Source organism: Cupriavidus sp. 21MJTG02-4 (assembly GCF_057798975.1).
Genome location: NZ_JBYOJP010000003.1, coordinates 1 through 14,897, shown reverse-complemented (window position 1 = coordinate 14,897; position 14,897 = coordinate 1). Strand labels below are relative to the sequence as shown.

Here is a 14,897-nt window from a genome sequence, read left to right as displayed (position 1 = left end):
GAACACAGAGACAGCAGACAAGCCATGCAGACAATGAACACCCGCGGTGCCGACGCGCGCCGCACGAACGGCAGCATCACCACGATTGGCCTGTGCCTGGCGATCGCCTTGCTGGAAGGACTCGATCTGCAGTCCGCCGGCGTTGCAGCGCCGCGTATCGCGAAGGAATTCTCGCTGTCCGTGGCGCAGATGGGCTGGGCCTTCAGTGCCGGTGCCATCGGTCTGCTGCCGGGCGCGGCGCTCGGCGGGCGCCTTGCCGACCGCCTTGGCCGCAAGCGCGTGCTGATGCTGTCGGTGGCGCTGTTCGGCGGGTTCTCGCTGGCGACGACGCTGGTGTGGAGTTTCGAAAGCCTGTTGGCCGCACGCCTGCTGACTGGCCTGGGCCTGGGTGCCGCCATGCCTAACCTGATCGCGCTGTGCTCGGAAGCGGCATCGCCCGCGCAGCGCAACACGGCCGTGGGCGCGATGTACTGCGGCATGCCATTCGGGGCCGCGCTTGCCGCCGCGATCGGCATCGCCAGTCCTGGCGACGAGGGCTGGCGGCACATCTTCTATGTGGGTGGATTCGGGCCGCTGCTGATGGTGCCGCTGCTCGCGCTGTGGCTGCCCGAGTCGGCCCAGTTCGTCGAAGCGAAGTCCCAATCCAAGTCCCGATCGAAGTCTCAATCGGTGTCTCAAGCGACGAAGGGTGCGGAAGCTTCGTCCGGCTTTGCCGAAGCGCTGTGTGGCGACCGCCGGACACGTACCACGATCGCGCTGTGGATCAGCTATCTGGGCACGCTCGTCGTGCTGTATTTCCTGATGAACTGGCTGCCGTCGATGGTGCTGTCCAACGGCCTGACGCGTGTGCAGGCCGGCGTTGCCATGATGATGTTCAACATCGGCGGCGGCATCGGCGCGGTCGGTATCGCCAACGTGATGGACCGCTTCAGCCCGCGCCTCACGGTAGTGGGCATGTATGCAGGCATTGCGGCCGCGCTGGCGGGACTTGCGGGGGCGGGTGGCAGCGTCTCGATGGCATGGGGCGCGTTCTTCTGCGGCCTGTTCCTGGTGGGCGGGCAGTCGGTGCTGTATGCACTGGCCGGGCAGGCCTATCCGACGCAAGTGCGCGGCACCGGCGTGGGCGCAGCGGTCGCGATTGGCCGGCTCGGCTCGATCCTGGGGCCGCTCGTTGCGGGTCAGTTGTTCGCGCTGGGCCAGAGTGCATCGATGCTGGTGGCGGCCAGCATTCCACTGATCGTGGTCGCGGCGATTGCCGCGCTGGCGGTGGTGGGTTCATGCTCGCCGCGGCTCGAAGCCGGGGCGGCATTGCCGGGCGGGCGCGGCGCCTGAGCCGCGCGTTGGCACACATTTCATTCAGAACGGATTCAGTCCAGCAAGGAAGACGATCATGCAAGCTACTGCACCAGCCAATACCGAAGCCAACACCGAAACCATTACCGAGGCCATTACCGAAGCCAACACGAGCCGGTTCGTCACCGTGAAGGATGGCGACACCGGGTTTCGCATCCACTGTAACGACACCGGAGCCGGTGCCGAGACGGTCGTGATGCTGCACGGCTCGGGGCCGGGCGCCACCGGCTGGGCCAATTTCAACCGCAACGTCGAACCGCTGGCGGCTGCCGGCTACCGCGTGCTGCTGGTCGACTGTCCGGGCTGGGGCAAGAGCGACCCGGTGGTCAATACGGGCTCGCGCTCGGAACTCAATGGCCGCGTGCTCAAGGGCGTGCTCGATGCGCTGGACATCGAACGCGTGCACATCCTCGGCAATTCGATGGGCGGCCACAGCGCGGTGGCGTTCGCGCTGGCCCATCCGCAGCGCGCCGGCAAGCTCGTGCTGATGGGCGGCGGCACCGGCGGCCCGAGCCTGTTCGCGCCGATGCCGACCGAAGGAATCAAGCTGCTCAATGGGCTTTACCGCGAGCCGTCCATCGAGAACCTGAGGCGCATGATGAACGTGTTCGTCTACGACGCGAGCTCATTGACCGACGAGCTGATGCAGGCGCGGCTGGACAATATGCTGGCGCGGCGCGATCACCTGGAAAATTTCGTCAAGAGCCTGGCGGCCAACCCGAAGCAGTTCACGGACTACGGTCCGCGGCTCGGCGAGATTGCGTCGCCGACGCTGGTGATCTGGGGACGTGACGACCGGTTCGTGCCGATGGATGTCGGACTGCGGCTGATCGCCGGGATTCCGGATGCGCAGATGCATATCTTCAACCGCTGCGGCCACTGGGCGCAGTGGGAGCACGCGCAGACCTTCAATCGCCTTGTTCTCGACTTCCTGGCGCGCTGACGCGGTAGATCTCCCGCACGGCGCATGCCGCTAGCCGTTACGGCGCTGGCCCTGCCACTCGCGGATTTCATCGAGGACCAGGCCAGTTCGACGTTGAGCACGGTTTCCCCGGCGCGTACATGCCAGGGGCGACCGGAAAATGGCAGCACCGGGTCGCCTTCACCCAGACGGCCTGGGCGTTTCCTTGCCGCCCTTACTGCATCTTTGCCAGGTTTCCGATCCGCACGATCATCTCGGTGAACATCTGCAGGTCCAGGTCGAGATCGGCGACTTCCTTGTATTCCTTGGCGTTGTGGGCAGTGTATTTCTTGCCCGGCATCGCCGGCCCGAAGTTGATGGCATTGGGCAGCAGCTTGGCGGTGGTGCTGCCGGCGGTGGCCACGGGTTTGGCTTCGAGCCCGGTGGTGTCGCCGAAGATATTGAGCAGCGTGGAAAGCCACGCACCCTTGGGGTCGCGGGCCATCCAGTTGCCCTGGTCATACTTGATTTCGACCGTCGAACCCGTGGACGCCGCCCACTTGTAGATGCGCTGCACGGCCTTGCCGCTCAGCGCCTCGGGCGTGCTGCCGCGCGGCATGCGCACATTGGTGATGACCTCGACGGAATCGGCTTGCTCGCGCACCTGGGTGGGGGACATGGTCAGCGGGCCCATGAACGGATCGCGATAGGCCAGCCCCATCTTCTCGCCCAGGTAGCCCAGGCCATACAGGTCGGCAATGTAGCGCGCGGCCCGCAGGTACTGGTTGTCGGCGAGCTGCAGGCCGGAGGCCTGCAGGAACATGGCCAGGCGCGGCAGCGGGTTGACGCCTTCTTCGGGGCGCGAGCCGTGGGCCGACACGCCCGTTACCTTGACCTCGACGTCATCGCCATCGCGCTTCAGGTCGATGCTGAACTTGCCGCCCTGCGGCGTGGTCTTGCGCAGGAAGGCAGCGCGGGCACCGTCGAGCGCCGCCATCACCGTCGCCGGATTGCCGCCGGCGATGCGTGCCACGGCCGTCTCGGGCACGCTGTTGGCGGACGCGGCGCCGCGCATGGACACGATGGCCGGCTGCTTGCTGTCGGTGCGCAGCGCCGGGAACATGACGCGCAGCGCGCCGGAACCCTTCTCTGCCACCACGGCCGGGTACTTGCTGTCGAGCACGATGTTGTAGTCGGGCAGCGCGTTGCGTTCGCGGTAATACTTCATGCCGTCGCCACCGGTTTCCTCGGTGGTCTCGATCATCAGGCGCACGCTGCGCTCCAGCGGCAGGCCGCTTTCCTTGACGGTCTTCATGGCGTAGAGCGCCGCGGCAATCGATCCCTTGTCGTCGATGGTGCCGCGGCCGTACAGGTAGCCGTCCACGCGCGTGACGGCGAACGGATCCAGCCGGGTGCCGTTGTCGAGCACCCATTCGTCGGCGACCGCCGGCACGACATCCGCATGGGTCAGGATGCCGAAGGTGTCCAGGCCCGCGCCAGGCAGCGTGACTTCGAACACGCGGTTGTCGATATTGCGATAGACCAGGCCGAAGGACTTCGCCATGCCTTCGACCAGCTTGCCGAACTCGATGATGGCGGGACTCTCGTGCGGCGGAACCTTGTCGTCGCGCACGGTCCGCAGCGCGACCATCTTGCCCAGGGCGTCGATCACCGCCGCCTCGTTGCGCAGCCGGTTATAGACACCAAGCAAGCGCCCCATATTGACAAGGTTGTCGCCACTGAGCGGGGTCCCGGCCTGCCAGGCGGCCACGGCCGGCGCCGCGGCCGGCTCTGCCTTGGCCGCGCTCGCCAGGAAAGTTTCCAGGCTGGCCGGCGGGCCCGATTTATGGGTGGCGATCAGGGTGTCGAGGGCGGGCTTGCGCAGCGTCTCGGCCCCGGCCGGACAGGCCAGCGCCAGCGATAACGCAAGCAGGGAGATCAGCCGGCCATGGCGGCGGCCGGCATTCAGGGTGTCTGGGCGGAGCATCAGGACTATCGGTGATTCCGATGGATATCGGGAGATGGCCGCATGATAGGGCACTTTGGTGATGGGTTGAAAATTGTGCGTGACTTTATGTGCGCTTTTTCCTGTCGGTAATGGGAGCCTGATCACGTTTCGATAGCCATTACTAATCGCATTGGTTTAAACGATGAATTGTACAAATCACATCGCGGTCGCCAGAATGTGGTTCATCGCTGCAGCACGCAGCAAACCACAGAAACCAAGGAGTGATTCCGATGCTGCAATCCCGTGAAGGCCAACGCGTTCCCAATGTCGCTTTCCGTATCCGCCAGGACAACGAATGGAAGACGGTCACCACCGGTGAACTGTTCAACGGCAAGACCGTCGTGCTGTTCTCGCTGCCCGGCGCCTTCACGCCGACCTGCTCGTCGACCCACCTGCCGCGCTACAACGAACTGGCGCCGGCGTTTGCGAAGCAGGGCGTGGACGAAATCCTGTGCGTCTCGGTCAACGACACCTTCGTGATGAACGAATGGGCCAAGGACCAGGAATCCGGGAACATCACCATGATCCCCGACGGTAATGGCGAGTTCACCGAAGGCATGGGCATGCTGGTGGACAAGACCGACCTGGGCTTCGGCAAGCGCAGCTGGCGCTATTCGATGCTGGTCCGCGACGGCGTGGTCGAAAAGATGTTCATCGAGCCGGATGAGCCGGGCGACCCGTTCAAGGTGTCTGACGCGGACACCATGCTGAACCACATCGCCCCCGATGCCAAGCGCCCGGACCAGGTTGTCGTGTTCTCGAAGGTCGGCTGCTCGTTCTGCGCCAAGGCCAAGCAGCAATTGTCGGATGCCGGCTACGAGTACATCGAAGTGCCGCTGGACAACAAGGTGCGCGGCAAGGTGCTGGGCGCCGTGTCCGGTGAAATGACGGCGCCGCAGGTGTTCATCAACGGCAAGCTGGTCGGCGGCGCCGCCGCGCTTGAACAGTACCTGGCCAGGTAACTCCGGTATCACGACCGCACTTCGCGGTCCGGCAGTCGCCGGACCCGATGGCACCGCGCTGCCTGCGTGGCGCCATCCAGCCCGCCGATTGATGACTGATCGATTTCAAGAACAACCCTGAAGGGAAGGAACCGCACGCCATGAAGACCATCCAGACCGACGTCGCCGTCATCGGAGCAGGCACCGCCGGCCTCGCCGCCTATCGCGCCGCCATTGCGGCAGGCAAGCGCGCCGTGATCATCGAAGGCGGCCCCTACGGCACCACCTGCGCCCGCGTGGGTTGCATGCCGTCCAAGCTGCTGATCGCCGCTGCGGAAGCCGCGCACGAACTGCGCCACACGGCCCCGTTCGGCGTGCACGTGGACGGCAATATCCGCATCGATGGCCGCGAAGTCATGGCCCGCGTCCGCAGCGAACGCGACCGCTTTGTCGGTTTCGTGGAGCGCGGCGTGGAAACCATTCCCGCAGCGGACCGTTTGCGTGGCTATGCCCGCTTCATCGACAACACCACGCTGGAGGTTGCTGCCGCCGAGGGCGACATCACCGTGCGCGCCAGCCGCGTGGTGATCGCCACGGGTTCGCGTCCGGTCGTGCCGGCGCCGTTCAAGGTGTTCGGCGACCGCCTGATCGTCAACGACGATGTATTTGCGTGGGAAGACTTGCCGCGCAGCGTCGTCGTGTTCGGCCCCGGCGTGATCGGCCTGGAGCTTGGCCAGGCACTGTCGCGCCTTGGCGTGCGGGTCCGGGTATTCGGCGTGCGCGGCTCGCTCGGTCCGCTGACCGACCCTGTCATCCGCAGCCATGCGAACGAGACCTTCCGCAATGAGTTCTACCTCGATACCGAGGCCGATGTCACGGACATGGCGCGCGAAGGCGACCTGGCTCGCATCACCTACACCGACCGCGACGGCAAGTCCGTCACGGAGACGTTCGACTACGTGCTGTGCGCGACCGGCCGCGAGCCCAATGTGCGCGGCCTGGGCCTGGAAAACGCGGGCCTGGAACGCGATGCGCGCGGCGTGCCGGTGTTCGATCCGGCCACGCTGCAGTGCGGCGTATCGCCGGTGTTCATTGCCGGCGATGCCAACAATATCCTGCCGCTGCTGCACGAAGCCGCCGATGAAGGCAAGGCCGCTGGCGAGAACGCTGCCGCGTACCCGCAGGTGAAGCCGCTCGCGCGCCGCGCGCCGATTGCGGTGGTGTTCTCGGACCCGCAGATCGCCATGGTCGGCCAGCGCTTTGCCGACCTGGCCGAAGGCAGCTTCGTCACCGGCGAGGTCAGCTTCGAGGACCAAGGCCGCAGCCGCGTCATGCTGAAGAACCGTGGCCTGATGCACGTGTATGCCGACAAGGCGACGGGCCGCTTCCTGGGCGCCGAATGGACTGGCCCGCGAGCGGAGAACATTGCGCACCTGCTGGCGTGGTCATATCAGCAGGGCCTGACCATCGCGCAAATGCTGGGCATGCCGTTCTATCACCCGGTGGTGGAAGAGGGCCTGCGTACGGCGTTGCGCGATGCGGCGGCAAAGCTGGAGGGCTGAGCGGGCCACTGCCCCCGGGGGCGGCGGGAAGTTCCGCTTGCGGGAAAGCGCTGCAGCGGCTGCCGCGGACGCCCGGCACGGTCATGCGGCCAGTGCCGCATCAATAGCATGCTGCAGCCGCTCCATGCCGAACGTTACGTCCTGCACCACGCCATTGACGAAGAATGATGGCGTGCCGCGCACCTGCCACTGCGCAGCGCCATGCATGTCGTCGCGGATATGCGGCAGATGCGCGTGGGCCGTCATGTCCTCGTCATATCGGTCCAGGTCCATGCCGAGCATGCCGGCGTAGTGGCGCAACGCGTCGGGCTTGAGGCCGTCCGGCTTTTCATGGAGCAGGCGGTACATCGGCCAGAACTTCTGCTGCGCGCCGGCGGCCTCCGCGCATTCGGCGGCGGCTTCGGCCGACGGGTGCCAGTGCGACATCGGATAGTGGCGATAGACGAAGCGCACCTGCGGGCCGTAGTGCTCCATGAGGATCTTCATGGCGCCGTAGGCCATGCGGCAATACTCGCACTCGAAATCTCCGTACTCGACGACAGTAACCCTGGCGGTGTCGGGGCCGACCGCGTGGTCGGCGGCCGTGATGGCGACGTCTGGCATAAGGCGCTCCGGTACGTGGGCTGGCGGCCCGGGATTTTTTAGTTTAGGCGCAGACGGGGCTCAGGCGTGGGTGGGATATGCGGCTCATGCGTTAACCCATGTCCGTCCGAGGCACATATGGAATCTGCTCTTCTTCGTAGAGCCGATAGATCAGGTCGAGCATTTCCCTGATATCGCGTGACTCGTCCATCGCGCGCATGCTCATGATGATCGGCGACGTGAGGGTCGGGTCATCGAGTTCCATGTAGCTCACGTCGTCGCGCTTGAGCCCATAGACACTGCTCGGCACGACGGAGATCCCTTCTCCCGCCGCGACCAGCCCCAATGCAATCTGCAACTCACGGACGTCATAGATGCGCCGGGGCGTCAGTGCCCGTTCCTGGAACGCCGACAGGACCTGGTCCGCAAAGCTGGGCCGCGGCGCCTTCGGGAACACGATCAATGTTTCGTAGATGAGGTCCCGCAACGAGAGCTGCGGTTTGGACAGCGAGAGCGGATGACCAACGGGGAGGGCCACGATCATCTTCTCCTCGCGCAGGATGACCCGGCGGATATTCGCATCCTCGTGCCGGATGCGGCCGAACCCGACATCGATGCGTCCGTCCTTCAAGGCGCGGATCTGGTCCATGGTCGACATTTCGTGCAGGCTGAGCTCGACCGCTTTGTTTTCGTCGCGGAATCGCCGGATGATCTTTGGCAGCATGCCGTAGAGCGTCGAACCCACGAAGCCGACGGACAGGCTGCGCTCGATGTTGCCCACGCGCCGCGTCATCGATTCCAGCTCGCTGGTCTGCGCGAGCAGGTGGACCGCGTGCGAATAAAAGAACTTGCCGGTCTCGGTGAGTTTGAGCGGACGGGAGTTCCGCTCGAACAGCTGTACCCCGAGCGCCTCTTCGAGCTGCTGTATCTGCCGGCTGAGCGGCGGCTGGGCGATATGGAGCCGTTTTGCGGCGCGCGTGAAGTTGCGCTCTTCCGCGACGGCCACGAAGTAGCGGAGATGCCGTAGCTCCATACAATACCTCCTGGATATAGCCTGATACTAAAACGGTGTTGGACTGGCGCGTTTTACGACTCTATTCTGCATTCAAGCTCGGTTTCAGCGGCAAATTATACCTTCTGGGTAGATTAAGACCGACCTGAAATGAGGGTTAACCCCAGCAAAAACACAGACAGCTAGGAGCAGACATGAGTGCCAAGGTATTCGACGCGAAGGAAGTGCAGGACCTGCTGAAGGCCGCCGCCAATCTGGGCAGCAACGAGGGCAACGCTCGTACCAAGCAGATCACGCATCGTCTGCTGAGCGACCTGTTCAAGGCCATCGACGACCTGGACATGACCCCCGACGAAGTGTGGGTCGGCGTGAATTACTTCAACAAGCTCGGCCAGGATGGCGAGGCGGCCCTGCTGGCCGCTGGCCTGGGTCTGGAGAAGTATCTCGACATCCGCATGGATGCCCAGGACCGCGAAGCCGATATCCACGGCGGCACGCCGCGCACGATTGAAGGACCGCTGTATGTGGCCGGTGCCCCGGTGCGTGACGGCGTCTCCCGGATCGATCTCAATGCTGACGAAGATGCGGGCCCGCTGGTCATCCGTGGCACCGTGACCGGACCGGACGGCAAGCCCGTGGCCGATGCGGTGGTCGAATGCTGGCACGCCAATTCGAAGGGCTTCTACTCGCACTTTGACCCGACCGGCGCGCAAGACGATTTCAACCTGCGCGGCGCGGTGAAGACCGGCGCCGACGGCAAGTATGAATTCCGCACGCTGATGCCCGTCGGCTACGGCTGCCCGCCGCAGGGCGCCACGCAACAGCTGCTTGACGCGATGGCCCGCCACGGCAACCGCCCGGCGCACGTCCACTTCTTCGTCACGAGCGACAAGACCCGCAAGCTCACGACGCAGATCAACATCGAAGGCGACCCGCTGATCTGGGATGACTTCGCCTACGCCACGCGTGAAGAACTCGTGCCGCATGTGGTGGAAAAGACCGGCGGCGCAGCGCTTGGCCTCAAGGCCGACGCGTACAAGGAAATCGAGTTCAACATCGCATTGACTCCGCTGGTGCAGGGCAAGGACAACCAGCTGGTGAATCGCCCGCGCGTCGCCGCCACGGCGTAAGCCTCGCCCGGCGGCCTCTCTCGCAGGCCGCCCACTTCTCCGCTCGAATTATCTAAACCGATGCCACGGGCTTCCCCGCGAAGCCTGCATAGGGAGACGACTCATGTCCGCAACACTCGACAAAGCACGACAACTGGACGATCTGCTGAGCAATGCCGTCCAGGATGACAAGGAAAATGGCGTCTTCCGCTGCCGCCGTGACATCTTTACGAATGCCGATCTGTACGAACTCGAGATGAAGCACATCTTCGAGCGCAACTGGGTCTACCTGGCGCACGAAAGCCAGGTTCCGAACAACAACGATTACTACACCACGTGGATCGGTCGCCAGCCGATCGTCATCACGCGTGACAAGACCGGCGAACTGCATGCGGTGATCAATGCCTGCGCCCACAAAGGCGCCATGCTGTGCCGTCGCAAGCATGGCAACAAGGGCAGCTTCACCTGTCCGTTCCACGGCTGGACGTTCTCGAATGCCGGCAAGCTGCTGAAGGTCAAGGACGAGAAGACCACCGAGTATCCGGTGCAGTTCAACAAGCACGGCTCGCACGACCTGAAGAAGGTGGCGCGCTTCCAGAACTACCGCGGCTTCCTGTTCGGCAGCCTGAGCGAAGACGTGATGCCGCTCGAGGATTACCTTGGCGAAACGAAGGTCATCATCGACCAGATCGTATCGCAGGCACCTGAAGGTCTCGAAGTGCTGCGCGGCAACTCTTCCTACATCTACGACGGCAACTGGAAGATGCAGATGGAAAACGGCTGCGACGGGTATCACGTCAGCACCGTGCACTGGAACTACGCCGCCACCATGGGCCGGCGCAAGGTCGAAGGCACCAAGGCCGTCGATGCCAACGGCTGGAGCAAGTCGATTGCGGGCGTGTATGGCTTCGAGCATGGCCACATCCTGCTGTGGACCAACACGATGAACCCGGAAGTCCGTCCGGTCTATCAGCATCGCGACGAGATCGCCGCGCGTGTCGGCGAAGACAAGGCGAACTACATCGTCAACCAGACACGCAACCTGTGCCTGTATCCGAACGTGTTCCTGATGGACCAGTTCAGCACGCAGATCCGCGTGGTGCGGCCGATCAGCGTCGACAAGACCGAAGTCAATATCTTCTGCTTCGCGCCGAAGGGCGAAAGCGCCGAAAGCCGCGCCATCCGCATTCGCCAGTACGAGGACTTCTTCAACGTCACGGGCATGGGCACCAGCGACGACCTTGAGGAATTCCGCGCGTGCCAGGCGGGCTACGCCAACACCACGACGATGTGGAACGACATGTCGCGTGGCGCACCGCTGTGGGTCCACGGACCGGACGAGAACGCCAAAGGCATGGGTTTGAACCCGCTGATCTCGGGCGAGCGCAGTGAAGATGAAGGGCTCTTCGTAGTGCAACACGAATACTGGAGGCAGGTGATGCGCGAAGCCCTGCGCAAGGAACAGGCGGAGGCGGCGGCATGAACATCGACTACCAAACCATCTGCCAGACGCTCTATCAGGAAGCGCGCTTCCTCGATGACCGCCAGTGGGACGAGTGGCTGGCCTGCTACGCGGAAGACGTCACCTACTGGATGCCGGCGTGGGACGACGATGACCAGCTTACCCAGGACCCGCAAAGCCAGATCTCACTGATGTACTACCCGGACCGCGGCGGCCTGGAAGACCGGGTGTTCCGCATCAGGACCGAGCGCAGCAGCGCGTCGATGCCGGAACCGCGCACCAGCCACAACGTCACCAATGTCGAAGTGCTGGCGCAGCGCGAGGACGAAGTCGACATTCGCTACAACTTCAACACGCTGAGCCATCGCTACAGGGTGACAGACCAGTACTTTGGAACGGTCTATCTCACCTTCCGCAAGGTGGGCGACCGCTTGCTGATTTCGAGCAAGAAGATCGCGCTCAAGAATGACTACATCCGCCAGGTGCTCGACGTCTACCACGTCTGAGGCCACGGGTTGGAATGAAACGGACGCAGGAGGCAACATGTCCAGCTACAACATCGCGCTGAATTTTGAAGACGGCGTCACCCGCTTTGTCGAATGCAAGGCCGGCGAGAAGGTCCTCGACGCCGCGTTTCGCGCCAAGATCAACCTGCCGATGGACTGCTCCGACGGCGTGTGCGGCACCTGCAAGTGCCGCGCCGAGAGCGGCAGCTACGATCTCGGCGACGACTACATCGAGGATGCGCTGAACGACGACGAGAAAGCCAGCGGTCTCGTGCTGACGTGCCAGATGGTGCCGCAGAGCGACTGCGTCATCGCCGTGCCGGCGTCGTCAACGGTGTGCAAGACCGAACAAAGCAAGTTTGCCGCGACGGTCACCAAGGTCGAGCAGCACAACGATGCGGCCGTAGTGCTTGAACTGGACGTGGACAGCATTCCCCCGGTCTTCCTCGCCGGCCAGTATGTGAACATCGACGTTCCCGGCAGCGGGGCGCACCGCTCGTATTCGTTCTCGTCCGCGCCGGGTGCCTCGAAGATCAGCTTCCTGATCAAGAAGATTTCCGGCGGCGTGATGAGCACCTGGCTCCAATCGGCGCAGCCGGGACACAAGGTGCAGCTGACCGGCCCGCTGGGCAGCTTCTACCTTCGGGCCGTGGAGCGTCCCTTGCTGTTCCTCGCGGGCGGCACGGGCCTGGCGCCGTTCCTGTCGATGCTGGAAGTGCTGGTGCGGGCGAACTCGCAGCAGAAGGTGCATCTCATCTACGGCGTGACGCGGGACCTCGACCTGGTCCAGGTCGATGCGATCGAGGCCTACGTCGCGAAGCTGCCGAACTTCACGTTCAGCACCGTGGTCGCCGAAGCGGAATCGAGCCATCCGCGCAAGGGCTGGGTCACCCAGCATATGCCGGCTGAATGCCTGAACGATGGGGATGTCGACGTGTACCTGTGCGGTCCGCCGCCGATGGTCGACGCGGTGCGCAAGCATTTCGATGACAACGGCGTGAAGCCCAACAGCTTCCACTACGAGAAGTTCACGCCCAACGCCGTTCCGGTGATCGCATGAACGCCCGCCGATTCGAAGGCAAGGTGATGGTCGTCACCGGCGCGGCACAGGGTATCGGCCGTGGCGTTGCGCTGCGCGCCGCGGCGGAAGGCGCCAGCGTCCTGTTCGTCGATCGCGCCGAATTCGTCCGCGAGGTCGCTGCTGAAGCGGTCGGGGCCGACACCGCCGGCTTCATTGCCGACATGGAGACCTATGAAGGCGCGGCCGCCACGATGGCCTTTGCGGTGGAGAAATTTGGCCGCATCGACGTCCTGGTCAACGGCGTGGGCGGTGCCATCCGGATGCGGCCGTTTGCCGAGTTCGAGCCGGCGCAGATCGACGCGGAAATCCGCCGCTCGCTCATGCCTACGCTGTACGCCTGCCACGCGGTCCTTCCGCACATGCTGGCGCGGGGAGGCGGAACCATCGTGAATATTTCCTCGAATGCCACGCGCGGCATCCGACGCGTGCCGTACTCGGCGGCCAAAGGCGGCGTCAATGCGATGACCCAGTCGCTGGCCATGGAGTATGGCGAGCACAACATCCGGGTGGTCGCCGCAGCGCCCGGCGGGACCGAGGCGCCGCCGCGGCGCGTGCCGCGCAACGCAGCGGGAGACAGCGAGCAAGAGAAGGCATGGATGCGCGAGGCGGTGACGCAGGTTGCCGAGTCGACCTTCTTCAAGCGCTACGGCACGCTAGACGAACAGATCGCGCCGATTCTCTTCCTTGCCTCGGACGAAGCCGGCTACATCACAGGCGCGGTGCTGCCGGTTGCAGGCGGCGACAACGGCTAAAGCTCATAAAAGAAGCAGGCGCGGCCGGCTGCATTCAGCCTGGCCGCCGCGGCCATCCAAAAAACGACCACGGAGACAAAACATGCGACACATTGACGTCCACAAGCTAGCGGACGACGCGCGCTTCAACAGATTCCATGCAGGCCTGCTGTTCTGGTGCGCGCTCATCATCATCTTTGACGGCTACGACCTTGCCGTGGTGGGCATTGCGCTGCCCTCGATCATGAAGGACATGGGCGTCGACGCGACCCGTGCAGGCTTCATGGTCAGTTCGGCCCTGTTCGGCATGATGTTCGGCGCGGTAATCATGGGCACCGTTGCCGACCGCATTGGCCGGCCCAAGGCCATTGCCATCTGCATCGCGCTGTTCAGCGTCTTTACGGCGGCGGCGGGCATGACGCATGATCCGGTCTCGTTCAGCGTGACACGCTTCTTTGCCGGACTCGGCATCGGCGGCGTGATGCCCAACGTCGTCGCCCAGATGACCGAGTTTTCGCCGCGCAAGATCCGCGGCACGATGGTCACGCTCATGTTCAGCGGCTATTCCGTGGGCGGGATGCTGGCCGCATTGATGGGCAAGTCGCTGATCGAGACGTACGGCTGGCAATCGGTGTTCCTGGCCGCCAGCGCGCCCGTGCTCATCATCCCCGCCGTGCTGAAGCTGATGCCGGAGTCATTGCCGTTCCTGATCCAGCGGAATCGCCTGGACACGCTGAAGGCCGTGCTGGTCAGGATGTTCCCCGCTTACCGCGCACAGGCCACGGACCGGTTCGACTTGCCGCAGGCCGAGAAAGGGACCAGCGCTCCCATCAGCATGCTGTTCCGTGACGGGCGCGGCTTCAGCACCGTGATGCTGTGGATTGCCTTCTTCATGTGCCTGTTCATGGTCTATGCCTTGAGCTCGTGGCTCACCAAGCTCATGGCGGGCGCAGGCTATAGCCTCGGCTCCGCATTGACTTTCGTGCTGGTGTTGAACTTTGGCGCGATGGCCGGCGCCATCGGCGGCGGTTGGCTTGCAGACAGGTTCAATATCAAATACGTGCTGGTCGGCATGTACGCGCTGGCTGCGGTCTCCATCACGCTGCTTGGTTTCAGGATGCCGACCGGGGCCTTGTTCTTCGTGGTCGCGCTGGCTGGAGCCTCCACCATCGGCACGCAAATCGTGACCTACGCCTATGCCGGGCAGTTCTATCCGGCGACGGTGCGGGGCACGGGCATTGGCTGGGCCTCCGGTGTCGGCCGAAGCGGCGCTATCCTCGCGCCGATTGTCATCGGCGTGCTGGTCAGCCTTTCCCTGCCACTGCAGCAGAACTTCGCGGCCATGGCCGTGCCTGCGGTCATCGCCGTGCTGGCTGTCCTGCTGATCGACCACCAGCGCTCGGCGTCGGTCATCGAAGGCAAGGCGGTCCAGGCCCCAACGGATGACCGGACCATCGTTGCGCGCGTCCAGCAGCGCAGCTCATGACGTCGTCCAACCCATACATCCACAGCATCGAGAAGCTATGACAGCCACGATTACCTCGGTCGAAGCCATCCTGGTCGACCTGCCCACCATCCGGGCCCATCAACTGGCCATGGCCACCATGCAGCAGCAGACGCTGGTGATCGTGCGGCTGCGCTGCAGCGAC

General features: G+C 64.1%; 13 protein-coding genes and 1 pseudogene. 11 read left to right on the top strand and 3 right to left on the bottom strand.

Annotated features, from left to right (window positions below):
* Positions 1-24 precede the first annotated feature (24 nt).
* Both mhpT and AC3FKH_RS06350 read left to right on the top strand, forming a co-directional pair.
* Positions 25-1,332, top strand: coding sequence for a 3-(3-hydroxy-phenyl)propionate transporter MhpT (gene mhpT, locus AC3FKH_RS06355; protein WP_488673903.1), 1,308 nt, complete (start codon positions 25-27; stop codon positions 1,330-1,332).
* A gap of 58 nt (positions 1,333-1,390) precedes the next feature.
* The gene (locus AC3FKH_RS06350; protein WP_488673901.1) at positions 1,391-2,296 is read left to right on the top strand and encodes an alpha/beta fold hydrolase; all 906 of its coding nucleotides are present in this window, start codon (positions 1,391-1,393) and stop codon (positions 2,294-2,296) included.
* A 193-nt stretch (positions 2,297-2,489) separates the two neighbouring features.
* On the opposite strand, the gene AC3FKH_RS06345 is transcribed toward AC3FKH_RS06350, so the two are convergent.
* A complete protein-coding gene (locus AC3FKH_RS06345) occupies positions 2,490-4,241 on the bottom strand; it encodes a dipeptidase (protein WP_488673899.1) in 1,752 nt (583 codons plus the stop codon).
* A 251-nt stretch (positions 4,242-4,492) separates the two neighbouring features.
* On the opposite strand from AC3FKH_RS06345, the gene AC3FKH_RS06340 reads away from it, so the two are divergent.
* Both AC3FKH_RS06340 and AC3FKH_RS06335 read left to right on the top strand, forming a co-directional pair.
* Complete coding sequence (locus tag AC3FKH_RS06340) at positions 4,493-5,224, top strand: glutathione peroxidase (protein WP_488673897.1); 732 nt, start codon at positions 4,493-4,495, stop codon at positions 5,222-5,224.
* Positions 5,225-5,364: 140 nt separating this feature from the next.
* A complete protein-coding gene (locus tag AC3FKH_RS06335) occupies positions 5,365-6,765 on the top strand; it encodes a dihydrolipoyl dehydrogenase (protein WP_488673895.1) in 1,401 nt (466 codons plus the stop codon).
* Between the two features lie 81 nt (positions 6,766-6,846).
* Here the strand turns inward: AC3FKH_RS06335 and AC3FKH_RS06330 are convergent, their stop codons facing one another.
* Together AC3FKH_RS06330 and AC3FKH_RS06325 are read right to left on the bottom strand one after the other, a co-directional pair.
* Positions 6,847-7,368, bottom strand: a complete 522-nt coding sequence (locus tag AC3FKH_RS06330) for a DsbA family protein (RefSeq protein ID WP_488673893.1) — start codon at positions 7,366-7,368, stop codon at positions 6,847-6,849.
* Positions 7,369-7,459: 91 nt separating this feature from the next.
* Positions 7,460-8,380, bottom strand: a complete 921-nt coding sequence (locus AC3FKH_RS06325) for a LysR family transcriptional regulator (protein ID WP_488673892.1) — start codon at positions 8,378-8,380, stop codon at positions 7,460-7,462.
* 173 nt (positions 8,381-8,553) lie between these two features.
* Here AC3FKH_RS06325 and catA point away from each other — a divergent pair, with 173 nt between their 5' ends.
* From catA to AC3FKH_RS06290, 7 genes and pseudogenes are all read left to right on the top strand, one after another.
* Entirely contained in the window at positions 8,554-9,489 is a 936-nt protein-coding gene (catA, locus tag AC3FKH_RS06320) for a catechol 1,2-dioxygenase (protein ID WP_488673890.1), read from the top strand.
* A 103-nt stretch (positions 9,490-9,592) separates the two neighbouring features.
* Entirely contained in the window at positions 9,593-10,951 is a 1,359-nt protein-coding gene (locus AC3FKH_RS06315) for an SRPBCC family protein (protein ID WP_488673888.1), read from the top strand.
* A complete protein-coding gene (gene benB, locus AC3FKH_RS06310) occupies positions 10,948-11,436 on the top strand; it encodes a benzoate 1,2-dioxygenase small subunit (RefSeq protein ID WP_488673886.1) in 489 nt (162 codons plus the stop codon). Before AC3FKH_RS06315 ends, benB begins: the two co-directional genes overlap by 4 nt.
* 37 nt (positions 11,437-11,473) lie before the next feature.
* The gene (gene benC, locus AC3FKH_RS06305; protein ID WP_488673884.1) at positions 11,474-12,496 is read left to right on the top strand and encodes a benzoate 1,2-dioxygenase electron transfer component BenC; all 1,023 of its coding nucleotides are present in this window, start codon (positions 11,474-11,476) and stop codon (positions 12,494-12,496) included.
* Positions 12,493-13,269 (top strand): benzoate diol dehydrogenase BenD, encoded by a 777-nt coding sequence (gene benD / locus AC3FKH_RS06300; protein ID WP_488673883.1) that lies wholly within the window; start codon positions 12,493-12,495, stop codon positions 13,267-13,269. Before benC ends, benD begins: the two co-directional genes overlap by 4 nt.
* Positions 13,270-13,351: 82 nt before the next feature.
* Entirely contained in the window at positions 13,352-14,734 is a 1,383-nt protein-coding gene (locus tag AC3FKH_RS06295; protein ID WP_488673881.1) for an MFS transporter, read from the top strand.
* Between the two features lie 37 nt (positions 14,735-14,771).
* Positions 14,772-14,897 (top strand): annotated as a pseudogene (locus tag AC3FKH_RS06290) (muconate cycloisomerase); the annotation flags it as partial.

Bases quoted from the DNA above. Each gene is read 5' to 3' on its own strand.
- mhpT (WP_488673903.1), top strand. From the start codon at position 25: ATGCAGACAATGAACACCCGCGGTGCCGACGCGCGCCGCACGAACGGC.
- AC3FKH_RS06350 (WP_488673901.1), top strand. From the start codon at position 1,391: ATGCAAGCTACTGCACCAGCCAATACCGAAGCCAACACCGAAACCATT.
- AC3FKH_RS06345 (WP_488673899.1), bottom strand. From the start codon at position 4,241: ATGCTCCGCCCAGACACCCTGAATGCCGGCCGCCGCCATGGCCGGCTG.
- AC3FKH_RS06340 (WP_488673897.1), top strand. From the start codon at position 4,493: ATGCTGCAATCCCGTGAAGGCCAACGCGTTCCCAATGTCGCTTTCCGT.
- AC3FKH_RS06335 (WP_488673895.1), top strand. From the start codon at position 5,365: ATGAAGACCATCCAGACCGACGTCGCCGTCATCGGAGCAGGCACCGCC.
- AC3FKH_RS06330 (WP_488673893.1), bottom strand. From the start codon at position 7,368: ATGCCAGACGTCGCCATCACGGCCGCCGACCACGCGGTCGGCCCCGAC.
- AC3FKH_RS06325 (WP_488673892.1), bottom strand. From the start codon at position 8,380: ATGGAGCTACGGCATCTCCGCTACTTCGTGGCCGTCGCGGAAGAGCGC.
- catA (WP_488673890.1), top strand. From the start codon at position 8,554: ATGAGTGCCAAGGTATTCGACGCGAAGGAAGTGCAGGACCTGCTGAAG.
- AC3FKH_RS06315 (WP_488673888.1), top strand. From the start codon at position 9,593: ATGTCCGCAACACTCGACAAAGCACGACAACTGGACGATCTGCTGAGC.
- benB (WP_488673886.1), top strand. From the start codon at position 10,948: ATGAACATCGACTACCAAACCATCTGCCAGACGCTCTATCAGGAAGCG.
- benC (WP_488673884.1), top strand. From the start codon at position 11,474: ATGTCCAGCTACAACATCGCGCTGAATTTTGAAGACGGCGTCACCCGC.
- benD (WP_488673883.1), top strand. From the start codon at position 12,493: ATGAACGCCCGCCGATTCGAAGGCAAGGTGATGGTCGTCACCGGCGCG.
- AC3FKH_RS06295 (WP_488673881.1), top strand. From the start codon at position 13,352: ATGCGACACATTGACGTCCACAAGCTAGCGGACGACGCGCGCTTCAAC.